The 26,442-nt window shown below is 65.5% G+C and carries 25 protein-coding genes; 4 read left to right on the forward strand and 21 right to left on the reverse strand.

Translation table 11 applies throughout. The features are described 5' to 3' along the window. Positions 1-2: 2 nt before the first annotated feature. Together BW994_RS01125 and BW994_RS01130 are read left to right on the forward strand one after the other, a co-directional pair. Entirely contained in the window at positions 3-467 is a 465-nt protein-coding gene (locus BW994_RS01125; protein ID WP_029312730.1) for a type II toxin-antitoxin system RatA family toxin, read from the forward strand. Positions 468-580: 113 nt separating this feature from the next. Then, a complete protein-coding gene (locus BW994_RS01130; RefSeq protein ID WP_029312729.1) occupies positions 581-1,639 on the forward strand; it encodes a threonine aldolase family protein in 1,059 nt (352 codons plus the stop codon). Here BW994_RS01130 and BW994_RS01135 read toward each other — a convergent pair. Genes BW994_RS01135 through BW994_RS01150 form a run of 4 tightly spaced genes read right to left on the reverse strand, consistent with a single transcriptional unit; the run spans position 1,632 to position 4,764 of the window. Further along, the gene (locus tag BW994_RS01135) at positions 1,632-2,054 is read right to left on the reverse strand and encodes a helix-turn-helix domain-containing protein (RefSeq protein WP_051657467.1); all 423 of its coding nucleotides are present in this window, start codon (positions 2,052-2,054) and stop codon (positions 1,632-1,634) included. The genes BW994_RS01130 and BW994_RS01135 overlap by 8 nt on opposite strands. After that, positions 2,051-2,602, reverse strand: a complete 552-nt coding sequence (locus BW994_RS01140; protein WP_029312727.1) for a Smr/MutS family protein — start codon at positions 2,600-2,602, stop codon at positions 2,051-2,053. The genes BW994_RS01135 and BW994_RS01140 overlap by 4 nt, the downstream gene beginning before the upstream one ends. 45 nt (positions 2,603-2,647) lie before the next feature. Further along, positions 2,648-3,346 carry a LutC/YkgG family protein gene (locus tag BW994_RS01145; protein ID WP_029312726.1) on the reverse strand — a complete coding sequence of 233 codons (699 nt, stop codon included), beginning with the start codon at positions 3,344-3,346 and terminating at the stop codon, positions 2,648-2,650. Then, complete coding sequence (locus BW994_RS01150) at positions 3,343-4,764, reverse strand: lactate utilization protein B (protein ID WP_029312725.1); 1,422 nt, start codon at positions 4,762-4,764, stop codon at positions 3,343-3,345. The genes BW994_RS01145 and BW994_RS01150 overlap by 4 nt, the downstream gene beginning before the upstream one ends. Positions 4,765-5,153: 389 nt before the next feature. On the opposite strand from BW994_RS01150, the gene BW994_RS01155 reads away from it, so the two are divergent. Then, positions 5,154-5,975 carry a transglycosylase SLT domain-containing protein gene (locus tag BW994_RS01155; protein ID WP_245594169.1) on the forward strand — a complete coding sequence of 274 codons (822 nt, stop codon included), beginning with the start codon at positions 5,154-5,156 and terminating at the stop codon, positions 5,973-5,975. A 9-nt stretch (positions 5,976-5,984) separates the two neighbouring features. Here the strand turns inward: BW994_RS01155 and tolB are convergent, their stop codons facing one another. The 11 genes from tolB to BW994_RS01210 form a co-directional block, all read right to left on the reverse strand. After that, positions 5,985-7,415: a Tol-Pal system beta propeller repeat protein TolB gene (gene tolB / locus BW994_RS01160; RefSeq protein WP_051657465.1), complete on the reverse strand. Its 1,431-nt coding sequence runs from the start codon at positions 7,413-7,415 to the stop codon at positions 5,985-5,987. Positions 7,416-7,446: 31 nt separating this feature from the next. Then, positions 7,447-8,415: a hypothetical protein gene (locus BW994_RS01165; protein WP_029312722.1), complete on the reverse strand. Its 969-nt coding sequence runs from the start codon at positions 8,413-8,415 to the stop codon at positions 7,447-7,449. A 264-nt stretch (positions 8,416-8,679) separates the two neighbouring features. Further along, on the reverse strand, positions 8,680-9,123 hold the full coding sequence (gene tolR / locus BW994_RS01170; protein WP_029312721.1) for a protein TolR: 444 nt from the start codon (positions 9,121-9,123) through the stop codon (positions 8,680-8,682). Further along, a complete protein-coding gene (tolQ, locus tag BW994_RS01175) occupies positions 9,123-9,839 on the reverse strand; it encodes a protein TolQ (RefSeq protein ID WP_029312720.1) in 717 nt (238 codons plus the stop codon). The genes tolR and tolQ overlap by 1 nt, the downstream gene beginning before the upstream one ends. Before the next feature lie 2 nt (positions 9,840-9,841). Further along, positions 9,842-10,303 (reverse strand): tol-pal system-associated acyl-CoA thioesterase, encoded by a 462-nt coding sequence (gene ybgC / locus BW994_RS01180; protein WP_029312719.1) that lies wholly within the window; start codon positions 10,301-10,303, stop codon positions 9,842-9,844. Continuing rightward, positions 10,300-11,343, reverse strand: a complete 1,044-nt coding sequence (gene ruvB / locus BW994_RS01185; protein ID WP_029312718.1) for a Holliday junction branch migration DNA helicase RuvB — start codon at positions 11,341-11,343, stop codon at positions 10,300-10,302. Before ruvB ends, ybgC begins: the two co-directional genes overlap by 4 nt. Next, positions 11,340-11,951: a Holliday junction branch migration protein RuvA gene (ruvA, locus tag BW994_RS01190; RefSeq protein WP_029312717.1), complete on the reverse strand. Its 612-nt coding sequence runs from the start codon at positions 11,949-11,951 to the stop codon at positions 11,340-11,342. Before ruvA ends, ruvB begins: the two co-directional genes overlap by 4 nt. Next, positions 11,948-12,466: a crossover junction endodeoxyribonuclease RuvC gene (ruvC, locus tag BW994_RS01195; protein WP_029312716.1), complete on the reverse strand. Its 519-nt coding sequence runs from the start codon at positions 12,464-12,466 to the stop codon at positions 11,948-11,950. The genes ruvA and ruvC overlap by 4 nt, the downstream gene beginning before the upstream one ends. Positions 12,467-12,577: 111 nt before the next feature. Next, positions 12,578-13,327 (reverse strand): YebC/PmpR family DNA-binding transcriptional regulator, encoded by a 750-nt coding sequence (locus tag BW994_RS01200; RefSeq protein ID WP_029312715.1) that lies wholly within the window; start codon positions 13,325-13,327, stop codon positions 12,578-12,580. 65 nt (positions 13,328-13,392) lie between these two features. Further along, positions 13,393-14,559: a glycosyltransferase gene (locus tag BW994_RS01205; RefSeq protein ID WP_051657464.1), complete on the reverse strand. Its 1,167-nt coding sequence runs from the start codon at positions 14,557-14,559 to the stop codon at positions 13,393-13,395. 127 nt (positions 14,560-14,686) lie between these two features. Continuing rightward, the gene (locus BW994_RS01210) at positions 14,687-15,889 is read right to left on the reverse strand and encodes a TCR/Tet family MFS transporter (RefSeq protein WP_029312713.1); all 1,203 of its coding nucleotides are present in this window, start codon (positions 15,887-15,889) and stop codon (positions 14,687-14,689) included. Positions 15,890-16,031: 142 nt separating this feature from the next. Here BW994_RS01210 and BW994_RS01215 point away from each other — a divergent pair, with 142 nt between their 5' ends. Continuing rightward, on the forward strand, positions 16,032-18,059 hold the full coding sequence (locus BW994_RS01215; RefSeq protein ID WP_081849145.1) for an AI-2E family transporter: 2,028 nt from the start codon (positions 16,032-16,034) through the stop codon (positions 18,057-18,059). Here BW994_RS01215 and BW994_RS01220 read toward each other — a convergent pair. The 6 genes from BW994_RS01220 to BW994_RS01245 form a co-directional block, all read right to left on the reverse strand. Beyond that, positions 17,985-18,890: a glycosyltransferase family 2 protein gene (locus BW994_RS01220; RefSeq protein WP_029312711.1), complete on the reverse strand. Its 906-nt coding sequence runs from the start codon at positions 18,888-18,890 to the stop codon at positions 17,985-17,987. The genes BW994_RS01215 and BW994_RS01220 overlap by 75 nt on opposite strands. Next, positions 18,887-19,783 (reverse strand): dTDP-4-dehydrorhamnose reductase, encoded by an 897-nt coding sequence (gene rfbD, locus BW994_RS01225; RefSeq protein WP_029312710.1) that lies wholly within the window; start codon positions 19,781-19,783, stop codon positions 18,887-18,889. Before rfbD ends, BW994_RS01220 begins: the two co-directional genes overlap by 4 nt. Position 19,784: 1 nt before the next feature. Next, a complete protein-coding gene (gene rfbC / locus BW994_RS01230; RefSeq protein ID WP_029312709.1) occupies positions 19,785-20,339 on the reverse strand; it encodes a dTDP-4-dehydrorhamnose 3,5-epimerase in 555 nt (184 codons plus the stop codon). Further along, the gene (gene rfbA / locus BW994_RS01235) at positions 20,336-21,217 is read right to left on the reverse strand and encodes a glucose-1-phosphate thymidylyltransferase RfbA (RefSeq protein ID WP_029312708.1); all 882 of its coding nucleotides are present in this window, start codon (positions 21,215-21,217) and stop codon (positions 20,336-20,338) included. The genes rfbC and rfbA overlap by 4 nt, the downstream gene beginning before the upstream one ends. Positions 21,218-21,503: 286 nt before the next feature. Beyond that, positions 21,504-22,559 carry a dTDP-glucose 4,6-dehydratase gene (rfbB, locus tag BW994_RS01240; RefSeq protein WP_029312707.1) on the reverse strand — a complete coding sequence of 352 codons (1,056 nt, stop codon included), beginning with the start codon at positions 22,557-22,559 and terminating at the stop codon, positions 21,504-21,506. Between the two features lie 75 nt (positions 22,560-22,634). After that, entirely contained in the window at positions 22,635-26,414 is a 3,780-nt protein-coding gene (locus BW994_RS01245; RefSeq protein ID WP_245594168.1) for a glycoside hydrolase family 99-like domain-containing protein, read from the reverse strand. Positions 26,415-26,442: the final 28 nt, after the last annotated feature.

Below are 26,442 nucleotides of genomic sequence, written 5' to 3' on the forward strand. Positions count from 1 at the left end.
CGATGCCCAAGTATTCCGAGCGCAAACTCGTGCCGTATCGACCGGACCAGATGTTCGAACTGGTTGCCGATGTCGGCAAATATCCGCAGTTTCTGCCGTGGTGCGTTGGCGCGCGGGTGCGCTCGCATATCGGCAATGATCTGGTGGCCGATCTGACGATCGGGTTCGGGCCGTTCCGGGAGAGTTTCACCTCCCGGGTTACGCTGGAGGCGCCGGAGCGGATTCATGTGCATTATGAGAACGGGCCGTTCAAATATCTGCGCAATGAATGGCGGTTCATCGCCGATCCGCGCGGCACGATGATCGATTTTTATGTCGATTTCGAGTTTCGCAGCTTTATTCTGCAAAAGGCGATCGGCGCGGTGTTTGCCGAGGCGGTGCGGCGGATGGTCGCGGCGTTCCTGACCAGGGCGCGCACAATTTATGGCGCGCCGCAACTCGCGCAGAGGCAGGAAGTGAAGGTCTGAGGCTGATCTTCTCTAAAAAGAGCAACCTCCCCAAACCGGCACCCACCAACGAATAAAAGTTTTTTGATTCTTTTTTACAAAAAAGAACCCTGTCTTCTTCGCAAAGGACGCACATGTACGCCCCGACCCCCCCCAACCCCGATGCGCCGCCCCTGCGGATCAACCTCTATTCCGACACCCAGACCCGCCCGACGCGGGCGATGCGCGAGGCGATGCTGAATGCCGAGGTCGGCGATGAGCAGTTGGGGCTCGATCCGACGATCAATGCGTTGTGCGCGCGGGTGGCGCGGCTGCTCGGCAAGGAGGCGGCGATTTTTCTGCCTTCGGGGGCGATGTGCAATTCGATTGCCATTCTGACCCATTGCCGGCCGGGTGATGAGATCATCGCCCATGAATCGGCCCATATCATCGAGGCGGAGGGTGGTGCGCCCTGGGCTTTGGCGGGAGCGCGGGTGCATGGGTTGCCGGGGGCGCGCGGCTTTTTCAGCGCCGATGATCTGCGGGCCAGCCTGCGGGGGGCATCGCGCTATGCGGCGCCGCAGACGCTGCTGGAGATCGAACAGACGTCGAATTTGGGCGGCGGGGCGGTGTGGCCGTTGGCGACTTTGCAGGAACTCGCCGGCATTGCGCATGAGGCTGGCATGGCGACGCATATGGATGGCGCGCGGCTAATGAACGCCGTGGTCGCCTCCGGTGTTGCGGCCGCCGATTATGCGGCGCCGTTCGATACGGTGTGGATCGATTTCACCAAGGGGCTCGGCGCGCCGCTGGGTGCCGTGCTGGCGGGCTCGGCCGCGACGATCGACCAGGCCTGGCACTGGAAGCAGCGGCTCGGTGGGTCGCTGCGCCAGGCGGGGATTTGCGCGGCCGGGTGCCTTTACGCGCTCGATCATCATGTCGATCGGCTGGCCGAAGATCATGCCAACGCCAAGCGACTGGCCGAAGGGCTGGCCGGGGTGGCGGGGATCGTGATCGAGCCGCCGGATACCAATCTGGTCTATGCGGATGTCGCGACCAGCGGCAGAACGCCGGGTGCGTGGGCGGAGTCGCTGCGGGCGCAGGGTATCATGGTGTCGGTGATGGGACGCACGCGGCTGCGGCTGTGCACGCATCTCGATGTGTCGGCGGCTGATATCGAGGAGACGATTGCGGCGTTCGCCGCGATCAACTGAGCGGTTTGCGTGGCGCGCGCGGTCTTGTGCTGGCATCGGCCGCCCGCGGCCGGGGACCGGCATCAGCGGCGCGCAACAGATCATCGATGGCGGTGACGGTTGCAGTCGGCAGATGGCGGAGTTGCCGGGCGAAGCGGTTGGCGAGCGCGGTTTGTTCGGGGGTGAGGCCGGCGCTGTCGAGTTTCGGTTTGGGTTTCGACAGGCGCGCGAGGTCGGCGAGGTCGTGCGCGTCGTCCCAGATCAGGTCGAATTGTTCGCAGATCTGATGGATCAGCCCTGGTGAGGGCGCGCCGCGGCGGCCGTGTTCGAGTGCTGAGAGATAGGCGGGCGAGATATCGAGTGCGGTGGCCATAGCGCGCAGGGTGATGTGGCGGTCGGCGCGGAGTTGGCGGAGTTTTGCGCCGAACGGCGTCATTCGCGACGGCGGCGGAGCAGCACGCGCAGCGCCCCTTCATTGGCGGCGTGGGGGTGGCAGACCGCGAGGATCATGGCGTGCAGCGGCGCATCGTTGAGCCAGAACGGCACTTCGCGGCGGAGCACACCTTCGCCGCCGGCGCGCCGGCCGTGGCCGGTGACGATTTCGACACAGCGCATGCCCTGCGCCGAAGCGCCGGCGATCAACGCCATGACGGCGATATGGGCGTTCGGCTTGGTCATGCCGTGCAGGTCGAGCACGCGTTCGGGGGCGATTTTGCCGGCGCGGAAGCGTGACCAGGTGGCGCGGTCGAGCCCGGGTGGGGCGGTGCCGATCGACAGGGCGGCGCGGCGGTGCGCTGCGGGTTTCGGTCGTGGGGGTGGCGGTGCCGGCGGTTCCGGCTTGGTTGGTGCGGCGAGCGGGCGGGGTATTGGTGCGGGCTCGGGCAACACGGGTACGCGCACGCCGGGCAGGGGGGCGACATGGCGCAGATAGCGCGCCCAGGCTTCCAGATCAGCCGCAGGAATGATTTTCGTCCTGATTCCCATGACCAAACTAAAAAAGTTTTTGCTTCTTTTTACAAAAAGAAGCGCTTACTCGCTTCGCTGATCATCAGCCCCGACCAGCACGATGTGCAGCCGCCGCGGCCCGTGCGCGCCGAGTTCCAGGGTGCGCTCGATATCGGCCGAGCGCGACGGACCGGTGACCAGCATGACGTTGCGGGGCATCGCGCCGGCCTGGCGCAGACGGTCGAACGCGTCCTCGTACGGGCCGACGATGTCGTTGGTGTCGAGCACGACGATTTCGGTATCGGGCAGCAGGTTCAGCGTGGTCGGCGTGCCGGCGCCGGAGGGCAGCATCAGGGTGCCGGTTTCCGCGATGCCGGCGAATCCGGCCTGGACGGAGACCATATCGCTCGCCGCGGCACGGCCGAAGCGCGTGGTCAGCAGGGTGTTGGCCGACCAGTCGATGTGCTCCAGCGTCGGGTGCGGCGCGATGGTGAGTTCCATCGGCAGGTTCTGGGCGCGGAGGTAGGTCGCGATGGCTTCGGGCAGGGCGGTACGGTCCTGGATATGATCGATCGTTGCAAACTCACGCGTGGCGTTGGCGACGAACAGATCGATCAGCCCGGCATGATCGAGTGCGACGCGGGCGGGTATGATCTGGCGGGGGTGGGCGGCGATGCGGGCTTGCAGCATCATCGACTGGTCGGCCGGCAGGGCACCGCGGCCGAGGCCGCGGCGGATGGCGGCGAGGATGGCGGCGCGCTGGTCGTTCGAGGTGGCGTTCATCGGCTGCGCTGCTCCCTGGCATAGCGGGCAAAAAACGTCTCGCCCTCGGGGGCGGGCATGTCACGGTCCTTGGTCCAGGCGCCGGCGAGCGGCAGGGAGCGGAACGAGCCGCGTTTGCGCCCGGCGAGGCCGAGGCTCCAGGAGGCGATGCGCGTGACGGCGCGGTAAAGCGCGGGCCGGCGGGCGAAAAATCCCCAGATGCCGATGCCGTAGCGGCCGGTGGCTGGGGAGAGATTGCGCTCGAACGCGCGTTCGCGCCAATGGCGCATCATGCCGGTGAGCGGGATCTTGACCGGGCAGACGCTCTCGCATTTGCCGCAGAAGGTCGAGGCGCTGGGCAGCAGATGCGCTTGGTCGGCGCCGAAAATCGCCGGGGTCAGCACGCTGCCCATCGGGCCGGAATACATCGAGCCATAGGCGTGACCGCCGACCGTGAGATAGACCGGGCAATGGTTCATGCAGGCCGAGCAGCGGATGCAGCGCAGCATGTCCTGGAACTCGGAGCCGACCATGTTGGAGCGGCCGTTGTCGAGCAGGACGACGTGATATTCCTCCGGCCCGTCGAGATCGCCCGGGCGCTTCGGGCCGGTGGAAAACGTGGTGTAGACCGAGAATTCCTGACCGGTTGCCGAGCGGGCCAGCACGCGCAGCAGGGAGAGCGTATCCTCGATGGTCGGGACGACTTTTTCGAGCGATGCCAGCACGATATGCACGCGCGGCAGGGTTTGAGTGAGGTCGCCGTTGCCTTCGTTGGTCACGATGATCGAGGTGCCGGTCTCGGCGATCAGGAAATTCGCACCGGTGATGCCGACATCGGCGGCGAGGAATTTTTCGCGCAGCACGGCGCGGGCCTCGGCCTGGATGTCGCGTTTTTCGGCGAACACCCGGTCGGCCGGCAGATGGGTGTGGGCAGCGCGGAAGCTTTCCTCCCAATCCTCGCGGTTGAGGTGAAAGGCCGGGCCGATGATGTGGCTGGGCGCCTCGTTGCGCAGTTGCAGGATGTATTCGCCAAGATCGGTCTCGATCGGCTCAATACCCTGTTCGGCGAGAAAATCGTTGAGGCCGATTTCCTCGGAGATCATGGACTTACCCTTGGTCGCGGTGCGCGCGCCGACGCGCTGGCAGATGCCGAGCACGGCATTGCGCGCATCCTCGGCGGTGCGGCACCAATGGACCTGGCCGCCCTTGGATTCGACCTGGCTGGTGAAGGCTTCGAGGTAGTAATCGAGATGGGCGATGGTGTGGTTCTTGATGCCCTTGGCGGTTTCGCGCAGGGCTTCGAACTCCGGCAGGCCGGCGACGGCGTTGGCGCGCGACAGGGCGAAGGGTTTTTTGGCACGGTCGAGCGCCTTTTGCAACCCGGCATCCGCCATGGCGTGGCGGACGTTTTCCTTGAAATCGGGGCTGGTATTGAGCATCGGCCACTCCTTGGTGTAGGGCGCTGTTAGGCACAAGGTATTGTAGAGCGTGCCGGCCGTGAAGCAAAGCCGCCGAGCGATCGGTCGTGCCGCTTTGAATGATTTCTTTCCAGGTCAAAAAAAAGGGCGGCACTTTCGTGCCGCCAAGTTTAGGGAGGAAACGTCCAAGAAAGCAAACAAAGCGAACTGGTCGCCGTGTTGCTGAGACGGTTATATCCAGGCGAGCAGAATGATGCAAGAACTTTTTTGCAGTGCAGCATCGCTCATTTGAGGGCAATCTGGTCCAAGTGGATGCAATTGGAGCACGATGGCGTATTTTCGGTCGGAAATTTATTAAATTTTAATCATCGGGCCTGATACTGCCTGATATGTATTGCAGACGCGCCGCCGTGATCGCTGTTGTTTGGCTCGCAAGCGTGCTGGCCTGGCCGGTGGTTGCGTGGGCGTTGCCCGCCGGTATCGTGCCGCCGCTGGGGCCGATCGGCGATCCGTCGGCGTTGTGCGCCGCAGCGCTGAACCTCGCGCAGGGCGTTGCCCATACACCGGCGGGGCTGCTGAACGCCATTGCCACGGTGGAATCCGGTCAGCGCGATCGGCAGACCGGGCAGGTGGCACCTTGGCCCTGGACGATCGACGCCAACGGCACCGGCCACACCTATGCGACCGAGGCGCAGGCGGTGGCGGCGGCGCAGGATTTTGAAAACCAGGGCATCGCTTCGCTCGACATCGGCTGCATGCAGATCAACCTGGAGCATCATCCGACCGCTTTCGCCACACTTGCTCAGGCGTTCGATCCAGCCTCGAACGCGCTGTACGGCGCGCAATTTCTGCGGCGGCTGAAAACCCGGTTGGGTGGGTGGAATCCAGCGGTTGGCGCGTATCATTCCGAAACACCCGCGCTCGGGTTGCCCTATGAGCAGAAAGTGCTGGCGGTCTGGCATGGTCAGGGAGGGCCGGCGCCGGTGCTGCTGCCGGTCGCGGCGGGGATGGCGAGCATTCCGCAACCGGCGAAAACGGACGTGAAACCGGCCCCGGGCGCGATCGCGCTGCGCCAGTTCGGCGTCGGCGGGTTCGCATTTGCTGGGCTGCACGGCCACCCGCAGATCTTGCCGATCGCCGCACCGGGCGGTGCGGCCCCGCCGGGTGGGATGGCGGGGCGCGGCCTTTCGGCCTATCGGCGCAATCCGATACCAATCACCGGGGCGAAATGATGCGCCGATTCACGACAGCAGCGGACCCCAGGATGGGTCGGTCGCGTTGGTCGGCGTCGGCGTGATGCGCTCGTTGAAACCGTCCGTGCCGATCGTGACCAGATGAGACACGTTGCCGACCCGGAGCGGCGTTTGACGATAGAACATGATCACGCGGCCGTTCGGGCAGAAGGTGGAGCCTTCCTCGAGATAGCCTTGCGAGAGGATGCGCTCGCCCGAGCCATCCGGCTTCATCACGCCGATGCCGAAGCCGCCCGAACCCAGGCGGGTGAACGCGATCAGATCGCCGCGCGGCGACCAGTCCGGCTCGGCATAACGGCCGCTGCCGTAGGAAATGCGCTGCACGTTCGAACCATCGGCACCCATGACGAACAATTGCTGGTCGCCCGAGCCATCGCGGTCCGAGTTGAACACGATCTTGCTGCCGTCCGGGCTGTAGCATGGCGTCACGTTGATCGAATTGGCATCGGTCAGTGGCGTCTGGCTGTGGCTGGCCAGATCGTATTTCACGATCATCGCACCACCGCCGCGCGAAACAGACACCAGCAGCGCCGACCCATCGGGGCTGAAACGCGGGCCGAAACTCATATCGCCGAAATTGCCGACCACGCTGCGCGCGCCGGTCTGCAGATCGAACAGGAATACCCGCGGATTGTTGTTCTCGAAACTCACGAACGCCACCTGCTGGCGCGTCGGATTGAACTGCGGCGACAGGGCCATCGAACGACCCGAGGTCAGGAACCGCGTGTTGGCACCATCGTAATCCATGATCGCCATGCGCCTGGTCGGCCCGGTCGGCGGGCCGGAGACCGAGATATAGGCAACCCTGGTGTCGAAATAGCCCTTCTCACCGATCATCTGCTGATAGATATCGTCGGCGATGATATGCGCGATCCGCCGCCAGTTACCCGAAGCGGTGGTGTAGGCGGTGCCCTGCAACTGCTTTTGCTGCGACACGCCCCACAGCCGGTATTCCACCCGCACCTGGCCGCCGCCCTGGTCGGTGACACTGCCGGTCACCAGCGCCTGGGCACCCAGAATGCTCCAGTTCGCCCAGACCGGCACACCATTGGCCACCGAATTCGGCACGAAACTGTTCGCATCGATCGAGCGGAACAAGCCGCAATGATCGAGGTCCGATGTGATCACCTGCGCGATCTGGTCGCCGAGCTCAGATGCCCCGGCGCTTGCGTTGGTGAACGGCGGCAGCGCAATCGGGATCGGCGCGTTATGTGCGCCGGATACGTTGATGGCGTCACCCGGGCCATTGCCGGCGGAACCCGCACCGGCCGGCGCACTCTGCGCCCGTGCCAACCCCGGCAGGATCAACCCGGCCGCACCGGCACCGAGCATCAGGCGACGCGACAGCGGCGGCAGGCGTTCGACCAGCGTGTTGGGCACACGCAGATGGGGCGCAGGAATGGAGCGATTTGTTGTCATCGATGACCTCTGTCCTGTAATTTCGGCGAAGTTACGGCGTGAACCGGAAAATGAACGTGTGAACCGAGCCGAGCATATAGGGCGGCAGCGGCAGTTTGGCACATTGATAGTTTTTCACCGCATCGACAGCCCGTTGGGCGAATGCGCTGAACACGGGATCGCCCAGCTTGCCCTGATCGGCCGGTGCAACCTCGGCTTCGCGCACCACGCCCGAAGCATCGGTCACCACCTGCAACAGCACGCTGAAACTGGACACGCCGGGTGCCCCGGCATCGATGCCCCAGCAGGGCTGAACCTCCGAGCCGATCGCGTTGCGCTGCGCGGCCGATAGGCCGGAATTCGCCGTGCTCATTTTGGTGCCGCCACCCTGCGGTGCGCCGCCCTGGCGCGGATTATACTTCGCGGTCGGCGCTTTTTTCTGCTTTTCCAGCGAACGCAGCTTGGCAATCGTGTTCAGCACCGATTGGCTCATCGGCGCCGGCGTCTTGACCACATGCTTCTGGCTGGTCGGGCTTTTCTGCGCCGGCGTCGGCGGCTGCTTTTTGGGCGGCAAGGGCAGCTTCTTGGCCGGCTTGACCTCGGTTTTCTTCTGGGGCGGATGCGGCGGCGGGGGCGGTGGTGTCGGCAACGGCGTCGGCGCCCGCGTTGGCGGCGGCGGCGGCGGCGGTGGCGCCGGCGCGGGCGGGCGCGGCAGCTTCGGCTGCGCATGCGGGGCCGGTGGTGGCGGCGGCGGTGGCGGGGGTGGGGCGATCTTCGGCTGGTCCTTCGGCTTTTCCTTGGTCAGATGCGCCTTGTGAACCCGCTTGGTATCGGCCGGTGCCGGCACCTTGCCTTTGTGCAACGCTTGCTGCGGCACATGCGGACCAATGATCGTGACATCGACCGCCGCCGTCGCCGGTGCCTGCAAATGCTCGGTTGGCAGCACTACGATCGCCAATAGAATCACGGCCAGATGCACCAGCCCCGACACGATCGCCCCACGCCGTAAACCCCGGTCCATGGTCAGCTCTGGGGTGGGGGGTATGGGTGGGAAGAAGGCCAGGGGCTCTGCCCCTGGACCCCGCTGGGGCCTGAGGCCCCAGACCCCCGGAGTTTTGGCAGGGGGATGGCGCTCACGGGCACGGGCGCTTCCAGAGCAGGGGCGCGCCATCCCCCTGCCAAAACTATGGAGGTCCAGGAACTCAGTTCCTGGCGGGGGTCCAGGGGGCAGCGCCCCCCGGCCTTGTTCCTGCTCATGTCCCTCAACTCCATAGCCGACCCCGGGTCAGTGTGCGGACGGGGTGGGTTGTTGGGCGAGGAGGGCGACTTTATCGAACCCGCCGTTGGTGATTGTGGCCATCACTTTCAGCATGGTGCCGTAGGGCACGCTGGTATCGCCGCGCACGAAGATGCGGCGGTCGGTATTGTTTTTGGCGATTTGTTGCAGCGTGGCGACCAGATTATCGAGGGCGACCTTAGAATTCTGCAGGTAGACATCGCCAGCCGCGTTGACGGTGATGGTGATGGGGGTTGCGTCGGTATTGACCGGTTTGGCGTTGGCGTGGGGCAGGTTGACCGACACGCCGGAGGTGATGAGGGGGGCGGTGATCATGAACACGATCAGCAGCACCAGCATCACGTCGACCAGCGGGGTGACGTTGATTTCCGCCATCGGGCGGTAGCGGCTGCGCCGGTTACCGCGTTTGTTGTCGAGCAGACCGCCGGCCATTATGCGCGCTCTTCGGCTTGGCGCGACAGGATGGCGCTGAATTCGGCGCCGAACGCTTCGAGGCGGGCGGCGACGCGGGAAAGGTCGGTCGAGAGCTTGTTATAGGCGAGCACGGCCGGGATGGCGGCGACCAGGCCGATCGCGGTGGCGAACAGCGCTTCGGCGATGCCGGGGGCGACGACCGCGAGGTTTGTATTATGCATGGCGGCGATGGCGGCGAAGGAGTGCATGATGCCCCAGACGGTGCCGAACAGACCGACGAACGGTGCCACCGCGCCGATCGAGGCGAGGAAGACCATGTGGCGTTCGAGCCGTTCCATTTCCCGCATGGTGGTGACACCCATGGCGCGATCGACCCGTTCGTTCACGCTCGAGCGCACGATATCGGCGCCGGCGACGCGTGAGGAGCGGCGCCATTCGCCCATGGCCGCACCGAACACCGCGGCCATCGGGTGGCCGGGCTCGGAGCCTTCCTGTTCGTAGAGTTCATCGAGGCTGCGGCCAGACCAGAATTTGTCCTCGAACGCGGTGGCGTCGCGGTTGACCCTGCGGATGGTGATGGTTTTTTCGATGATGATCGCCCACACCCAGATGCTGGCGGCCAGCAGCAGCAGCATGACGAACTGCACGACGAAGCTCGCCTGCAAAAACAAGCCCAGTAGCGATAAATTCGCACTCGGTGCGGCGAGCCCCGCGGCGTTGACAGCCTGATCCATGTTCAAGTCCCTTCCACGGCAACGCGGCCGTCTGCAATTCCGTCCATCCGCATCCGCTCCAGCGCCGTCCGCATCGGCGCCGGCAGCCGTGCGGCCCTTTGACTGACCGCGTCGATACAGGCAAGCCCGAGTTTGATCCGCACCAGCGCCACATCGTCGCGCCAGATCGTCTGGTCAAGCGTGACCTGCGCCGCCCCGATGGCGAGCACGGTTGTTGCCACCACCAGCCAGTCATCGAGTCGCGCGGGCCGCTCATAGTCGATATTGGCCCGGCGCACCACGAACATCCTGCCATGCGTGGCGATCATTTCCGCGTGGGGTACGCCGAGGCTGCGCAGGGCTTCGGAGCGACCGCGTTCGGCGTAGCGCAGATAATTCGCGTGATAAACAATGCCACCGGCATCGGTATCCTCGAAATAGATCCGCAACCCCAGGCGGTGGGTGCCGTGGTGCAGCGCGTTCATGGTTCGAACAGCAGATCATGCTGGCCGTTGGGTGATGGTGGCGGCAGGATGCCGAGATGGGCCCAGGCGTCGCGCCCGAGCATCCGCCCGCGCGAGGTGCGGGTGAGGAAGGCTTCCTGGATCAGGAAGGGTTCCACCACGTCTTCCAGCGTATCGCGCGGTTCGGACAGCGCGGCGGCGAGGGTTTCGATACCGACCGGGCCGCCGTTATGGTGTTCGGCGATGCGGCGGAGATAGCGCCGGTCCATCGCATCGAGCCCGCGCTGATCGACGTCGAGCCGCCTCAACGCTGCGTCGGCCGCGGCGCTGTCGATGATGGCGGTGCCAGCGACGGTTGCAAAATCGCGGATCCGGCGGGTGAGGCGGCCGGCGATGCGGGGCGTGCCGCGCGAGCGTTTGGCGATTTCGGCGGCACCATCCGGGGTCAGGTTCATGCCCAGCAGATGGGCTGCACGGGTTACAATCCGTGTCAATTCTTCCGGCGTGTAGAAAATCAGTCGGAGCGGGATGCCGAACCGGTCGCGCAGCGGGTTGGCGAGCAGGCCGGAGCGGGTGGTGGCGCCGATCAGCGTGAAGCGGGGCAGGTCGATGCGGACCGAGCGCGCGCCCGGGCCTTCGCCGATGATCAGGTCGAGCACGAAATCCTCCATCGCGGGGTAGAGCACCTCCTCGATCGCCGGTTGCAGGCGGTGGATTTCATCGATGAACAGCACGTCCTTCGGCTGCAGATTGGTCAGGATGGCGGCGAGATCGCCGGCTTTCTGGATGATCGGGCCGGAGGTCGCGCGGAAACCGACACCCATTTCGCGCGCGATGATCTGCGCCAGCGTGGTCTTGCCGAGGCCGGGCGGGCCGTGCAGCAGCACGTGGTCGAGCGGATCACCGCGGCCGCGGGCGGCTTCGATGAAGATGGCAAGGTTTTCCCGGCTGGCCTGCTGGCCGGTGAAATCGGCCAGGGTCTGCGGGCGGAGTGCGGCTTCGGGACCGTCTTCGGCGTCGCGCGCGCCGGAGAGCAGGCGGGAGTCTTCATCATCAATCATCGGGCCAACCGGCGCAAACCGTCGCGGATCAGCGCATCGAGCGCGGTTTCGGCGCCGAGGGCGGCGAGCGTGGCGGCGACCGCCTGTTCGGCCTCGCTGCGCCGGTAGCCGAGGTTGGTGAGGGCGGAAATCGCATCGCCCGCGATACTGGGTGCGGCTGGGGCTGGTGCGATCGACACGACGCCGAACGCGCCGCTGGTCGGCATGGCGGCGATGCGTTCGCGCAATTCGGCGATCAGCCGTGCCGCGAGTTTCGGGCCGACGCCGGGGGCGCGGGTGATCGCCGCGCGATCGGATGATGCGATGGCACCGGCCAGCCGGTCGGGCGGCAGGGCGGACAGCAGGGCGAGGGCGACTTTCGCGCCGACGCCCTGCACCGTGGTGAGCAGGCGGAACCAGTCGCGTTCCGCGCCGTCGATGAAGCCGTACAGGGTGATGGCGTCTTCGCGCACCTGGGTTTCGATCAGCACGCTCGCCCGCGCCGGCGGGGCGGGCAGGGCGGCGAGGCTGCGCGAGGATAGGAACACGACGTAGCCGACGCCGTTGACATCGATCAGGCAGCGCCCGTCCTCGATCTGTTCGGCAAGGCCGGTCAGTTTGCCGATCATGCGGCCCCGGTCAGCAAGCTGGGCATCACGGATGCGGTGGCCAGATGATGCGCGTGGCAGATTGCGACGGCGAGGGCATCGGCGGCGTCGGCGCGCCGGATCGCGGCACCGGGCAGCAGGCGGCGCACCATCAGCGCGACCTGGGATTTTTCGGCATTGCCGGTGCCGACCACCGAGCGTTTGACGGTTTTCGCGCCATATTCGGCGACCGGCACGCCGGCCCGGGCGGGTGCCAGCAAAGCCACACCGCGCGCGTAGCCGAGTTTCAGCGTCGCGGTGGCGTTGCGGTTGACATAGGTTTCCTCGACCGCGGCGTAATCGGGCGTGTAGTCGCGCAGCAACTGGTTCAGCGCGGCATCGAGCACGCGCAGGCGCTCGGCCACCGAGGCATCGCCGTCGGTTGCGATCACGCCGTCCGCCACATGGCGCAGGCGGTTGCCATCGACCTCGATGATACCGAATCCGGTGAACCGTAGTCCCGGATCGATGCCCAGAATGCGCGCGCGAATCGCCATCGCCCTGTTATACGCGCGCCCCACCGCGGACCCAAACAACCGGACGTTCAGCACGGCTGTTTTTTCGAAGACCCAGCGCCTGATCATGCGCGACGGCCGGAAATCGGCTGATCAGGCGTCCAGCGCCTGCATGACCGCTTCGGGGATTTCGAAATTGGCGTAGACGTTCTGGACATCGTCGCTGTCATCGAGCGCGTCGATCAGTTTGAGCACGGCGCGGGCGGCGTCTTCATCGAGCGTTGTGGTGGTGGTCGGCCGCCAGTCCAGTTTGGCTGTCTCGGGCTCGCCGAAGCGTTGTTCCAGCGCATCGCGCACGGCGAAGAATTCATCGATCGCGCAGATCACCTCATGGCCGTCGGGGCTGCTCAGCACATCATCGGCGCCGGCCTCGATCGCGGCTTCGAGCATAGCGTCCGCGCTCGCCGCTGCGGCGGGGTAGCGCACCAGGCCGATGCGGTCGAACATGAAGGAGACCGAATTGCTTTCGCCGAGCGAGCCGCCGTGCTTGGAAAACGCGGTCCGCACGTCCGACGCGGTGCGGTTGCGGTTATCGGTCAGGGCTTCGACGATGATGGCGATGCCGGCCGGGCCATAGCCCTCGTAACGCACCTCGACATAATCCTCCGAGCCGCCGACGCCGGCGGCTTTTTTGATGGCGCGCTCGATCGTGTCGCGCGGCATGTTCGACTGGCGGGCGGCGGCACAGGCGGCGCGCAGGCGCGGGTTGGCGGCCGGGTCGGGCAGGCCCTGCTTGGCCGAGACGGTGATTTCGCGGATCAGCTTGGCGAATTGCCGCGCGCGGCGGATATCCTGCGCCCCCTTGCGGTGCATGATGTTCTTGAATTGGGAATGTCCAGCCATGGTCCGCCTGCGTGATCAGTGTTTCGGGTCGCGATGGCGCGACATAGCAGTGGTGCCGCGAAATGTCAGCGTGCCGCGATGCTGCGGATGGCGGCGGCGAGGCGCGGCGCGGTGGCTTGCAGCGCATAATCGGCGGCGACGCGCAGGCGTGCGGCGCTGCCCATGGCCTGGCGGCGGGGCGGATCGTCGCGCAGGCGGCGCAACCGGTCGGCCCAGGTGGCGGCGGGGCCGGCCAGGAATCCGGTGACACCATCCTCGACGATCGTGGTATTGGCCCCCACCGGGCTGCCGATGGTCGGCCGACCGGCGGCCATGTACTGGATCAGCTTGTAGCCCGATTTGCCGCGCGCCCAGGCATCGTCCGGCAGCGGCATGATGCCGACGTCGCACTGGCTGATCATGGCCGCCTCGGTCGCCTCGCTCCAGGGCAGATGGCGGCAAGTGACGCCGGGCAGGGTGAAATCGGGCGCGCCGATCACCAGCAATTCGAGCGGTGCCTCCGCCGATAGCTGGCGCAGCGGCTCGGCGAGGCGTGCGAGATAGGGTGCCGTAACCGGCGTGCCGATCCAGCCGATGGTGAAGACCGGGTTGGTGGGCATGGCGGTTGGCGGATAATGATCGAGATCGACCACGGTGGGCAGCAGCAGGACATTGGCCGCCCCCGCACGTAGCGCCCAGTCGCGCAGGGTTTCGTTGGCGACGATGGTGAGTGCGGCGCGCCGCAGCAGGGTGGGGAATTTGCCGCCGAGCAGGGTGCGGACCAGACGGTTGCGGCCGCCCGCTTCGCCCTCGCCGCCGTAGCGCAGGAACCACGCATCGTCGAAATCGAGGATGAATTTCTTGTTTGCGCCGAGCAGCGCGCGTTCGAACAAGGCCGGCAGAAACGGCAGCAATTCCTTCTCGATCCAGACGATGTCGTGCTCCTGCACCGCCGCCCGCAGTGCGGGCGCGCGGGCATAGGCGGCAAGCACGGCGGGCAGGCGGCTGCGGCCTTCATAAAGCGCCTTGACGTAATTATCGGACAGGAACGGCCGGGCCGTGGATAAAATGCCCTGCTCGGCCAGCGGTTCGGCGTATTGCAACAGGCGGAGCCGGCTGCTGGCCCCAAGCCGGCCGTAGCGGGTGGCCATCAACACGCGCAATTCGGGCTGGCGCACCGATGAGCCGGCGTGCCGCTCGTCCTGCGCTACGATCGGGTCGGTGATGCGGTCAAGATGGACGCTGATGGACATGTTCCGCCATGAAGAGGTGATACGCGTTTACCGCTTACCCGTGTAATGATCAAAAGCTGAAAGCGGGTTAACGTTGCAGGTCGCGCTGAAATCGGCGCTGATCAGGTTGATGAGCGCGGCGCGTTCGTCATTTTTCGGCGCGCGTCTTGCTGGTTCGGGGGGCCGACGTCAGGATCAGCCATGCCGCGCCGACCAGCATTGCGCTGACCATCACGAACGGCGCGCCGGGCAGCCGCCAGGGGACGTTGCGGCTGAACAGATCGAACACGAAGGCGCCGGTCAGCGGAGCCACGATGGCGGTGAGGCCTTCGATCGAGGCGAGCGCACCGGCGGCGCGGCCCTGTTGATCGGCCGGCAAGGCGCGCGAGATCATGCTGCGGATCGCGGGGTTGGCGACCGAGCCGAGCGAGGTGAACGCAATGCCGACGAACAGCCACACCGGGCTTGGCGCGAGGCCGAACATCATGAAGCCGATCGCGCTGGCGCCGAAGCCGACCAGCGCCGCACCGCGCTCGCCGAACAGCGTGACCGCCCGCTTGACCAAGGTGAATTGCACGATTGTCGATGCGACGCCGACGGCGGCGAACAGAATGCCGTTCTGCTGCGGCCCCCAGCCGAAGCGCAACTCGGTGAACAGCACCAGCACCGCCTGCAAAGCGCCCAGCCCGAACCAGCGCACGCTCCACGCTGCCGCCAGACGCCAGAGGCGGGGTACCGTCGTCAACAGGCGCATGGCACCCAGGGGGGTCGCATCGCGCAGGCGGAGCGGGCGGCGTTTTTCAACCGGCAGGGATTCCGGCAGGACGAAAATGCCGTAGATCACGTTCACCGCAACCAGCCCGGCCGAGACCAGAAACGGCAGGCGCAGGTTAATGGCTCCCAGAAACCCGCCCAGCATCGGGCCTGCCATGAACCCGAGGCCAAAGGCGGCGCCGATCATGCCGAAGCGCTGCGCGCGTTGTTCAGGCGGCGTGATGTCCGCGATGTAGGCGCTGGCGGCGGAGACGTTGCCGGCGGTGGCACCCGCGATCAGCCGGCCGATGAACAGCCAGCCGATGGTGGGTGCAAATGCCAGGAGGATATAGTTGGCAGCACTGCCCGACAATGAAATCAGGATCAGCCGGCGGCGGCCGAACCGGTCGCTCAACTGGCCCAGCACCGGGGATGCGAAAAACTGGGTGGCGGCGAAGGTCATGCTGAGCGTGCCGACCCAGAGTGCTGCGTGCGACAGCGGCACATGCGCGAGTTTTTGCACCAAGTCCGGCAGGATCGGCGCGATCAGCCCGAAGCCCAGCGAATCGATCACCAGAACCGCAAAAATGAAACCCATGATGAACGTTCGATCCCGTCGTTCGCGCGGCGTGGATGCGCCCGCGCGGAGCACGGCTCGTGCCCGGTTTTCCTTTTGCTGTCACCTGCATGCTTTTTTCGGGCGATGCGCCCCCCATATCAGCGAAAACGGGGATTCAGATATGCGAACAATGCGACCGACGCCGGTTACGGACGGCCCGGTCACGATTCCGCCGGCCGAAACACCCGGGTTACGCGGGTTGTTGTCGCTCGCGGTGGCCGTGGTCGTGATATCTGCACTCTATTTCGCGCGGGACGTGCTGATCCCGATCACGCTGGCGGTGTTGCTGAGCTTTCTGGTCGCACCGATCGCTGCGTTTCTGCGGCGTTGGTACTGCGGGCGCGTGGGTTCGGTGATGCTGGCGATGGCGTTGCCGTTGGTGGTTCTGCTCGGGCTTGGTGCGATCATCGGCACGCAGGTGACCGCGCTGGTGCGCGAAGTGCCTGCGGAGCAGACCATCATTGTGCAGAAGATCGATATGATCCGCCATGCGACGGTCGGGAATTTCAACAGTTTCGTGAAACAGGCCGGCAAGGAATTGCAGCATGCCGCGGCACCGAAAGCCGAGCACCACTCCGCGGATCGCGCGCCGCCGCCCGAGCGCGTTTCGGTCGTGCCGGCACCGATTTCGCCGACCGATGTCGCCAAGGGCATCATCGGGCCAATGCTCGATCCGCTCGCGATCATGTTCATTGTGTTCACGGTCGCGAGCTTCATTCTCTTGTATCGCGAGGATCTGCGCGATCGCATGATCCGGCTGTTCGGCTCGACCGATCTGCACCGCACGACCACCGCGCTCGATGACGCGGCCGACCGGCTCAGCCGGTATTTCCTGACCAAGTTTCTGATCAACGCTGGATTTGGCGTGGTGGTGGGGCTCGGGTTGTTCGCGATCGGCGTGCCGGGGGCGATCCTGTGGGGCGTGCTGACCGCGCTGGCCCGGTTCATTCCCTATATCGGCAGCTTCATCGCCGCCGTGCCGCCGCTGCTGCTGGCGGCGGCGGTCGACCCCGACTGGTCGATGGCGATCTGGACGCTGGTGCTGTTCGTCGTCGGCGAGACAGTGGTGGGGCAGGTGGTCGAGCCGATGGTGTATGGCCGGACGACCGGGCTTTCGCCAATCTCGGTCGTGGTCGCGGCGATTTTCTGGGGGTGGCTGTGGGGGCCGGTCGGCCTGTTGTTATCAACGCCGCTCACCCTGTGTTTCGTGGTTCTCGGCCGCCATGTCGAGCGGCTGGAGTTTCTTGATGTGCTGCTGGGCGATCGGCCCGCGCTGACGCCGGTCGAGACGTTCTATCAAAGGGCGCTTGCCGGCGATCCGGATGAGGCGCTGGACCAGGCGGAGGTTTTGCTGCGGGACCGCACACTGTGCGGCTATTACGACAGCGTTGTGCTGCCGGCCTTGCGGCTTGCCGCCGGCGATGCGGTGCGGGGCGCGCTGTACCCCGGCCAGCTCGATCGCATCACCGATACCGTCGCCGAATTGATCGATGGGCTCGACGATCAGGTGGACAGCGAAAAACCCGTGCGCCCGTCCCCGGCGGGAACGGATCAGGCGGGAACCGATCAGGTGGGAACGGATCAGGTGGGCCCGCCCGCGGTGCCCGCGCGGTTGGTGATGCCGCCGCGCGGGCAATTGGCGCCGGTCTGGCAGGGTGAGGCACCGGTGATGTGCATCGCCGGGCGCGGCGCGCTCGATCGCGAGGGCTGCGCCATCATGGCCCAGCTGCTGGCCCGCCATGGCATTGGAACGCGCATCGTGCCGCATGAGGCCGCGGCGCGGACGCATGTCGCGAGCCTCGATATGGACGGGATTGCAATGATCTTTCTGTGTTACCTGGATATTGCGGCAGCACCTTCGAGCGTGCGCTATCTGGTACGGCGGTTGCGCCGGGCATCGCCCGATGTGCCGATTGCGGTCGGGTTCTGGACCACCAAGGCGGATTACGAACGCTATGGTGATTTCCAGGCGGCGATCGGGGCGAGCCTCTATCCGACCTCGCTGCGGGACGCGGTGGATCAGATCATGGCGCAGGCGATCGCGACGGCGCAGGTGGCGCCGGTTGAGTCGCGATCAGCCGATCATGAACCAGAGGCGGAAGAGCATGTTTTCAAGCTCGGTCTGCCGCTTCAGCCCGGGGCAGCGTAGCGCGCGCGAGCGCGGCGCCACGCCGCCGCGCAGGCCTTCGCCGATCCGCGCCACGTCGCCGCGCGCTTGTTCGGTCAGGAATTCGGTGTGGGCGGCGAGTTGCCCGACATGGCGGCGCATCATGGTCATGAAAATCCCCGGACCGCGGCGTAGGGCAGCGACCGCGCGGGCCAGGGTGGAGGGTGGCGAGCCGATCAGGTTTTCGCGGTGCTGGCGGTAGAGCACCACCGGTTTCGGGTCGATCAGCACCACGCCGCCGCACGCCGTGATCACGATATAGCTCCACCAATCATGCACCGTGCCGGGCGGGCCGGGAATGCGCGCGACCAGGTCGGCCGCCGCCCGGTTCATCACCATGGTATTGCCGTGCACGATGTTCTGCGTGAGGCTGGCGGGGAACCCCGGCTTGTCGCCCGGCAGGATCGACAGATTGTGGCCCTGTAGATGCTCATCGACCAGATATTGCCGGGCGCAATACAGCATGGCCTGGTTGCCGGCGGATTTCAGTGCCTCGCGCGCGCGGGCCAGCTTGTCGGGCAGCCAGACGTCGTCCTGATCGGCGAAGGCGACCGAATCGGCGTCGGCCGCTTCGGGCAGCAATGACAGGAAGCTCTGTGCCGCGCCGAGATGTGCGCCAGACCCGGCGGTTTCGCGGCACCGCGCCGGGCCGATCTTCGCCGTGAAACGGGCCATGATGCTGCGGGTCTCGTCGGTCGAGCCGTCATCGCGCCATACCACGCGCCAGTCGCTGTCGGTCTGCCGCTCGAAACTCTCCAACTGCTCGGGCAGGAAGCGCGCGCCGTTATAGGTGGAGAGCAGGATCGCGATCATGGCGATCGGTCTGCCGTGAGCATCGTGGTGATCACCCGCTCCGTCGCATCGTGCCAAGCGGGCAGGCGCAGGCCGAACACCGTGGCGAGTTTGGTGCCGTCCAGCCGGGAATCGGCGGGGCGCTTCACCGGTGTCGGCCAGTCGGCGGTGGTGATCGCGGTAACCACCGGGCGAGTTTCGCCCTGGGCCGCGGCGATGTCGAAAATCGCTTCGGCAAATCCGTGCCAGGTGGTTTCGCCGGTATTGGTCGCGTGGAAAAGACCCTGGAACGAGGATTGCCAGCCGCCATTCTGAATTTGCCCGGCAATCGCGAGAATCGCCGCCGCCAGATCCTCGGCCGCCGTCGGCGTGCCGCGCTGGTCGCCCACCACGCGCAACGCACGGGTCTTGCGTGCGGCGTTGATCATGGTGCGTGCGAAATTCTTGCCGCGGGCGGAAAACACCCAGGAGGTGCGCAGCACGATCGCCATCGCGCCCGACTCCAGCACCGCGCGCTCGCCCGCCTCCTTGCTGGCGCCATAAACGCCCAACGGTGCCACCGGATCGGTTTCGATATAGGGCGCGCCCTTGTCGCCATCGAATACGTAATCGGTCGAGACATGGATCAGCGGAATCCCGGCATCACGGCAGAGACCGGCCAGAATCCCCGGCCCGTCGCGGTTGGCGCGAAACGCGGCATCGTGATTCTGCTCGGCCGCGTCCACCGCCGTCCACGCCGCGGCGTTGATCACCAGCGATGGCGCGGCACCCGCAAAACACGACGTGATCGTCGCGGGGCGCTCGAAATCGAACACCGGCCGCCCCACCGCCTCGAACGCCAGCTTCGCCTGCGCGGCGAGCGCCATGCCGAGTTGCCCGGTCGCGCCAGTGATCAGGATCGGGCGGTCTGTCATGTCAGAACACGAACCAGGAATCGCACGACGCCAGCCGCGGCAGCAACACATCCTTGTCCGACAGCACCGCATGTTCGGGTGAGACCGGCCAGGGCAGCGCAAGGTCGGGGTCGTTCCAGATCACACCCCGCTCCGAGCCTTTGTCATACCCGGCGGTTACCTTGTAGATCACCTCGGTATCCGGCTCGAGCGTGCAGAACCCGTGCAGAAAACCCCCGGGGATCCATAATTGCCGCCCGTTGGCGGCCGACAACTCGGCTGCGACGAATTTACCGAAATCGGGCGAGCCCTTGCGAATATCGATCGCGACATCCCAGATCGATCCCCGCACGCAGCGCACCAATTTGCCCTGGACGAACGGCAGCACTTGGCAATGCAGGCCACGGATCGTGCCGGTTTGGGCGGAGTAGGAATGATTGTCCTGCACGAACTCGTGGTGAAAGCCGAGCGAGGCCAGCTTGGCCTGATTCCAGCTTTCACTGAACCAGCCGCGCTGATCGGCAAACCGCGGCGGTGAGATCAGCAGAACATCCGCAATCGCCTGCGCCTCGATCATTGGTGCATCCCATCCGCCAGTTCGATCAACACACGCCCCAGTTCCGTCTTGCCCAGTTTCAAGGCCCGCCCCCGCAACGTCGCCGCATCGATGAACCCCATCCGGAACGCGACCTCCTCCGGACAGCCGACCAGATTGCCCTGCCGCTGCTGGATCGTCTGCACGAACGTTGCCGCCTGCAACAAGGAGTCCGGCGTGCCGGCATCCAGCCACGCGGTACCGCGTCCCAATCTTTCGACGTGCAGCGAGCCGTTTTCAAGATAAATCCGGTTAAGGTCGGTGATTTCCAACTCGCCCCGCGGCGATGGCCTGATCGCATGGGCAAACTGCGTCACCCGATCGTCATAAAAATACAGCCCGGTCACCGCCCAATTCGACAACGGCACCGCCGGTTTCTCGACGATCTCGACCGCCCGACCCTCGCCGTCGAAACTCACCACGCCATACCGCTCGGGATCGCGCACCTGATAGGCAAACACCGTCGCCCCCTCCGGCCGCGCCGCAGCCGCACGCAACGAGACCGACAAATGATCCGCATGAATCAGATTATCGCCCAGCGCCAACGCACAGGCCTGACCCGCCAGCCACGCCTCGCCAATCAGAAACGCCTGCGCCAAACCATCCGGCGACGCCTGCTCGGCATAGGTGATGGTGACGCCGAACTGCCCCCCATCCCCCAACAAACGCTGAAACTGCGGCAAATCCGCCGGCGTCGAAATCAACAGAATGTCGCGAATCCCCGCCAGCAACAAAGTCGATAACGGATAGTAAACCATCGGCTTGTCATAAACCGGCAACAACTGCTTCGACGTCGCCTGCGTCGTCGGATGCAGCCGCGTCCCCGACCCACCGGCCAGGATAATGCCCTTGGTGATCATGGTGTGAGGGCCGTGCTGATGTGAGACAGGTTGGGGCTTCGCCCCAAGCCCCACCAAGGGGCGCTGCCCCTTGGAACCCCGTTAAAGGCGGAGCCTTTAAAATCCATTAGTTTTAGGAAAGGGGTGGGCGATCCAGTCCATAGACGTGACAAATGCGAGGCAGCGCCCACCCCTTTCCTAAAACTCCGGGTTCTAAGGGCTGCGCCCTTAGCGGAGGTCCAGGAGGCGGCGCCTCCTGGTGGGGTCTGGGGCGAAGCCCCGGCCTTTCTCGCAACCGGCACGGCCCTCATGCCGCGGTCCCCAGGCGTTGGCCGGCGTAGCGTGCGGCGCGGATGGGTTGCCACCAGGCGGTGTGGGCGAGGTACCAGTCGATGGTGCGGGCGATGCCGGTTTCGAAATTATGGGTGGCGTGCCAGTGGAGTGCGGTTTCGGATGTGGTGGGGTCGATTTCGTAGCGGAAATCGTGACCGGGCCGATCGGTGACGAAGCGGATCAGGCGGCTGCGCGGGCCGGCGGGGTCGGGGATTTTTTCGTCGAGAATTCGGCAGATGGTGGTGACGACGTCGAGGTTGGTGCGGGGCTGGCGGGCGCCGATGGCGTAGGTGGCGCCGGGTGTGCCGTTCAGCGCGATGAGGGCGAGGGCTTCGGCGTGGTCATCGACGAACAGCCAGTCGCGCATGTTCGAGCCATCGCCGTAGACGGGCAGGGGTTTGCCATCGAGCGCGTTGAGCAGGACGAGCGGGATGAGTTTTTCCGGGAACTGCCAGGGGCCGTAGTTGTTGGTAGTGTTGGAGACGATGGTGGGCATGCCGTAGGTGTGGTGCCAGGCGCGGACCAGGTGATCGGAGGCGGCTTTGCTGGCGGAGTAGGGGCTGCGCGGATCGTAGGGTGTGGTTTCGGTGAAGGGTGGGTCGGTGGCTTCGAGGGCACCGAACACTTCATCGGTCGAGATGTGGTGGAACCGGAAGGCGGATTTGCGCGGTTCGGGCAGGGCTGACCAGTAGGTACGGGCGGCTTCGAGCAGGATGAAGGTGCCGGTGATATTGGTGTTGATGAAATCGGCCGGGCCATCGATCGAGCGATCGACGTGGGATTCCGCGGCGAGGTGCATGACCAGATCGGGCTGGTGGCTTGCGAAGGCGCTGCGCATGGCGGCGGCATCGGTGATATCGGCGCGGATCAGCGTGTGGCGCGGGCTCGATCGTGCCGCATCGAGCGCGTCTTCCGAGGCGGCGTAGGTCATTTTGTCAATATTGATAACGTCATGACCGGTCGTTGCGATCAGGTGCCGGATAACCGCGGAACCGATGAAGCCGCAGCCACCGGTAATCAAAATCTTCATGTAAAATACCCAGTTTGTCTGGCGTGATGCGATTGATTGGTCGTTAGAGCAGACGGTGGAAGCCTTAAGGTATAGTTAAGCAGGCCCGGTAAAATTGTGCAACGCAATGTCGGTTATTGCCACGCCGAAACGGTCGGCGAGGGCGGCGAGGTCGGTGGCTTGGTGTTGCCGCGCGGCGTCATCGAGATCCAGCGCTGTCGCCGCGATTTCGTGCATGCCGGCAATCTCCGCCAGATGGCGCCGGGCGTTGAGGGCCGCGGTCATGCCGCGGTCATGGCGGCGGTGGATGTTCAAGGGTTCGGCGAGCCAGACGACGCTGGCATCGGTCGTGGTCAGAATTTCGAGATAGAGCCGCCAGTCGCCGGCGAGTTTCCAGTCCAGCAGTTCAGGCCCCAGGCGGTCGAGGGCGGCGAGCAGGGCGCTGCGGCGGAACAGGACAGCGCTGACGTTCAGGATCAGGTTGCGGGTGGCAAGGAAGCGGGTGGCGAAATCGCGTCCGCTCATCACGAATGACCGATCGAGGTCCGGTGCGCCGGATTCGACATAGTAGTTCTGATAGTCGGGCATCAGGGTGGTGCCGGTGGCGTCGATCGCGCGGGAATCCGCGATCGCCATGACGGCGTCGGGCGCGTGGGTGAGGGCGTCGGCGAGGCGGCCGATCATGCGGGGGTCGGCCTGATCATCGGCTTCGGCGATCCAAACGTAGTCCCCGGTTGCAAGTGTTGCGGCGCGCCGCCATTGGGCGAACACCGAACCACCGTTGGTGGCGTTGCGATGCAGCGCGATGCTGCGCCGCCAATCCGCGGCAAGACGCAGGGCTTCGGTGACCGAGCCATCGGTCGAGGCGTCGTCGAGCAGCAGGATTTCGGTGAGCGGGTAGGTCTGGCCGAACACCGAGCCGAGCCGGTCGGCGAGGTAATCGCGGTAATTATAGCTCAACACGGCGCATGAAATGCCGATGAGGGAAGGGTGGGCGATGCGGAGCAATTGCGCGGCGTAGGCCGGGAAATCGAAATGCCGCTCGGCGATCGCGGCGAGGCGCCGGCGGTCGGATTCGAGCGCGGTATGGTCGAGCCGGTCGAGGATGGCGGATGCGAAGGCTGTGACATCGCCCATCGGCACGACGGCGCCTGTTTCGCTCGCGCGCAGCAGATCGGGGATGCCACCGGCGCCCTCGAAGGCGATGCTCGGCACGCCGGCGGCCATCGCTTCGATCACGGTGCTCGGCAGCGGGTCCTCGCGCGAGGTGAGGGCGTAGAGGTCGGCACCGGCATAGGCGGTCGCGACGTCATCATCGAACGCCACCATATGAAACCGCCCGGTCGCGGTCGCGGCGGCGATTTCCAGGCCGAGGTAGTCGCGAATCCACAAATGCGCCTCGCCCATCCAGAAAAAATGCACGTCGTCGCGCACCGCCGCGATCTGGCGAAACACCTGCAGGAACAGGTCGAATCCTTTGCGCAGATCGGCGAAGCCGACGCCGAGCACGACGTAATCGCTGGTTTCGAGGGCGTGCTGCGTGCGGAACGTGGCGCGTGCGGCGTTGGAAAACCGCACACCCTGGTAGTTGCCCTGGGCCAACACGTGCGTGTTCGGCGGCGTCAGTTCGAGGGCGGCGCACAGCGCGTCGCGCACGAAGGCGGATGAGAAAACCGTGGCGCTGGCCGCGGCCATGCCCTGGCGGGTGACGCCGCGCAGCGCGCGTTCCTGCACCAGGCGCGGCATTTCGTGGATCAACAGGGTGGACGCGATACCGGCTTTGGCGAGCAGGGTGCAGACGCGTGAGGAGGCGGCGCTGTTGACGATGGCGGTTGCGATGCCCCGTGCGCGGTAGCGGGCGATATGCGCGAGCAGCGCGCCTTCGTCCGGCGCGACATCGGTAATGCCCTCGGCCTGATAGGCGCCGATCAATTCGCCACCGCCGAGCAGCAGAATGCGCGGCACCATGCCGTGGTTGCGCCGCAGGGTGCGCGCCAGGTGCAGCAGGAGCAATTGCGCGCCGTGGTTGAGCGCGTCATGGCCGACCAGCAGGATGTTGCGTGCGGTGTCGCTGTCCTGCAGCCCGCTCGCGGCGCGGCCGGTCGCGTTGAGGAAGGCGGCGCCGAAATGCAGATCGGGTTCGAGATAGGCGCCCTCCGCCCATTCGTTCCAGGCATTGATGCAGACAATCGCCTCGCCGAACACCGGCCGGCGGCGCGCGCGGTCGATCAGGCTGGCGAGCCAGGTCTGATACGCGGTGGGGGTTGCGTCCTGCAAGATAACGCCGCCCTTGCCTTCGCGCCGCGCATCGTTGTCCCAGCCCGGCACGACGGTGCGGATCAGCGGATAGGCGGGGTCGGGGTCTGCGAGCGAGATGGCGGCAATATCATTGTAGTTGAACACGTCGCTGGTGAATTCGGGGTCGAAATTATCGAGAGTCGCGTTGATCTTGGGCGCGTCGACCACGAGTTTATGCGGCGGGAACTCGACGGCACCATCCAGCCCGTGGCGGGCAGGGTCGTAGTCGTGAAAGCTCTGGGCCATGAACATCAGCGGATTTTCGCCGTGGCGTTCAGCGAACAGGGCACGCCAGCGCGCGATCGTGGCCGGGCCATCCGGGATCAGGGCGGCGCGATAGATCATCAGCAGCGGCCGGCCCTCGAGGCGGATGTAGCGCGGGTCAATGAAATGCCGGGCGAAATCATCGACCAGGGCGATATCGTCCTCCGGTTCATAGTCCTGGGCGAGCAGGATTTCGCGTTCCTGGCCGTCCCACCGGCGGGTCCAATTCTCGTTGGCCCACATCAGGCAGAAGCGCGTGTCGAGCGTAGGGTCGGCGAGCAGACGTTCCAGCGGGTTTTGCAGCAGGCGCTTGCGGTTGAACCAGTAGTAATAGAACACGAAACCGCCGATGCCGGCCGCGCGCGCCAGTTCGATCTGGCGGGGCAGGGTTGCCGGGTCTTGCAACGAATAATAGCCAAGATCGCGCGGCACGCGGGGCTGGTAATGCCCGGCGAAGCGCGGGGTTGCGCGGGCGAGGTTGGTCCAGTCGGTAAAGCCGGTGCCCCACCACGCGTCGTTTTCCGCAATTGGATGAAACTGCGGCAGGTAGTAGGCGAGCAGCGTGGCCAGGCGCGGGGTGCCGGCGGGCAAGGGCTGGATGGTTTCGAACGCGGGCGATGGCCGTGTGGCGGTGCGAACCGCGCCGGCGATCAGGCGCTCGTGCAGCGGGCGTTTGGGCAGAAATCGCCCGCCCCGGTTTGCGATATAGTGCAGCAGCGGGTTCTGCCCGCCGATATCCTCGGCATAACGGCCCCGATAGAAGCCGATATCGAAATCGGGTGAGGGGTCGCGCGATTCGACGACGCCGAAGGCGCAGAAATGTTCGAACGGGTCGGATTTGGTCGCCGCGACATCCGGGTTCTGCTCGAGGTACCAGGTCGGGTTGAACACCGGCACCGGACTGACCTGGCCGGTGCGTCGGCGGTTCAGAAAATCGGCGAGCGCGAGCTGAGATTGCGGCACGCCATAGGCGCCACGATACCATAGCGCGTGAAACATCGGTGACGGGTCGCGGCCCTCGTGGTCGCCGAATTCGATGTAATGGACCAGCGGGTTGAGGTCGGCGGCGGCGATGTCGGGGTTCGTGCTGCGGTAATAATCCGGGTCGAAATATGGATTGGGTTTACGCCCGGTTCGCCAGCCGATCACGCAGAAATGCACCATGGGATCGGCATCGGTCGGCAGATCGGGGCGCTGGGCGGCGTAGAATCCGGCGTCGAACAGGCCGCTCGCGAGGATGATCGCGATCTCACGTGCGAGTTCCGGCGCGATATCGACGAGCCGAGGTCCGGTCTGATCCATTCTAGCGAGCATGCTCCCTGATCACGCTATTCTCATTTTC

This window comes from Acidiphilium rubrum, from assembly GCF_900156265.1.
Lineage (GTDB): Bacteria > Pseudomonadota > Alphaproteobacteria > Acetobacterales > Acetobacteraceae > Acidiphilium > Acidiphilium rubrum.

Coding starts and splice junctions, on each gene's coding strand:
- BW994_RS01135 (WP_051657467.1), bottom strand. CDS start 2,054: ATGACGCCGTTCGGCGCAAAACTCCGCCAACTCCGCGCCGACCGCCAC.
- rfbC (WP_029312709.1), bottom strand. CDS start 20,339: ATGATCGAGGCGCAGGCGATTGCGGATGTTCTGCTGATCTCACCGCCG.
- rfbA (WP_029312708.1), bottom strand. CDS start 21,217: ATGATCACCAAGGGCATTATCCTGGCCGGTGGGTCGGGGACGCGGCTG.
- BW994_RS01210 (WP_029312713.1), bottom strand. CDS start 15,889: ATGGGTTTCATTTTTGCGGTTCTGGTGATCGATTCGCTGGGCTTCGGG.
- BW994_RS01150 (WP_029312725.1), bottom strand. CDS start 4,764: ATGCTCAATACCAGCCCCGATTTCAAGGAAAACGTCCGCCACGCCATG.
- tolB (WP_051657465.1), bottom strand. CDS start 7,415: ATGACAACAAATCGCTCCATTCCTGCGCCCCATCTGCGTGTGCCCAAC.
- BW994_RS01205 (WP_051657464.1), bottom strand. CDS start 14,559: ATGTCCATCAGCGTCCATCTTGACCGCATCACCGACCCGATCGTAGCG.
- tolQ (WP_029312720.1), bottom strand. CDS start 9,839: ATGGATCAGGCTGTCAACGCCGCGGGGCTCGCCGCACCGAGTGCGAAT.
- ruvA (WP_029312717.1), bottom strand. CDS start 11,951: ATGATCGGCAAACTGACCGGCCTTGCCGAACAGATCGAGGACGGGCGC.
- tolR (WP_029312721.1), bottom strand. CDS start 9,123: ATGGCCGGCGGTCTGCTCGACAACAAACGCGGTAACCGGCGCAGCCGC.
- rfbB (WP_029312707.1), bottom strand. CDS start 22,559: ATGAAGATTTTGATTACCGGTGGCTGCGGCTTCATCGGTTCCGCGGTT.
- BW994_RS01145 (WP_029312726.1), bottom strand. CDS start 3,346: ATGAACGCCACCTCGAACGACCAGCGCGCCGCCATCCTCGCCGCCATC.
- BW994_RS01200 (WP_029312715.1), bottom strand. CDS start 13,327: ATGGCTGGACATTCCCAATTCAAGAACATCATGCACCGCAAGGGGGCG.
- BW994_RS01125 (WP_029312730.1), top strand. CDS start 3: ATGCCCAAGTATTCCGAGCGCAAACTCGTGCCGTATCGACCGGACCAG.
- rfbD (WP_029312710.1), bottom strand. CDS start 19,783: ATGACAGACCGCCCGATCCTGATCACTGGCGCGACCGGGCAACTCGGC.
- BW994_RS01220 (WP_029312711.1), bottom strand. CDS start 18,890: ATGATCGCGATCCTGCTCTCCACCTATAACGGCGCGCGCTTCCTGCCC.
- BW994_RS01215 (WP_081849145.1), top strand. CDS start 16,032: ATGCGAACAATGCGACCGACGCCGGTTACGGACGGCCCGGTCACGATT.
- ybgC (WP_029312719.1), bottom strand. CDS start 10,303: ATGAACGCGCTGCACCACGGCACCCACCGCCTGGGGTTGCGGATCTAT.
- BW994_RS01130 (WP_029312729.1), top strand. CDS start 581: ATGTACGCCCCGACCCCCCCCAACCCCGATGCGCCGCCCCTGCGGATC.
- ruvC (WP_029312716.1), bottom strand. CDS start 12,466: ATGGCGATTCGCGCGCGCATTCTGGGCATCGATCCGGGACTACGGTTC.
- BW994_RS01245 (WP_245594168.1), bottom strand. CDS start 26,414: ATGCTCGCTAGAATGGATCAGACCGGACCTCGGCTCGTCGATATCGCG.
- ruvB (WP_029312718.1), bottom strand. CDS start 11,343: ATGATTGATGATGAAGACTCCCGCCTGCTCTCCGGCGCGCGCGACGCC.
- BW994_RS01140 (WP_029312727.1), bottom strand. CDS start 2,602: ATGGGAATCAGGACGAAAATCATTCCTGCGGCTGATCTGGAAGCCTGG.
- BW994_RS01165 (WP_029312722.1), bottom strand. CDS start 8,415: ATGGACCGGGGTTTACGGCGTGGGGCGATCGTGTCGGGGCTGGTGCAT.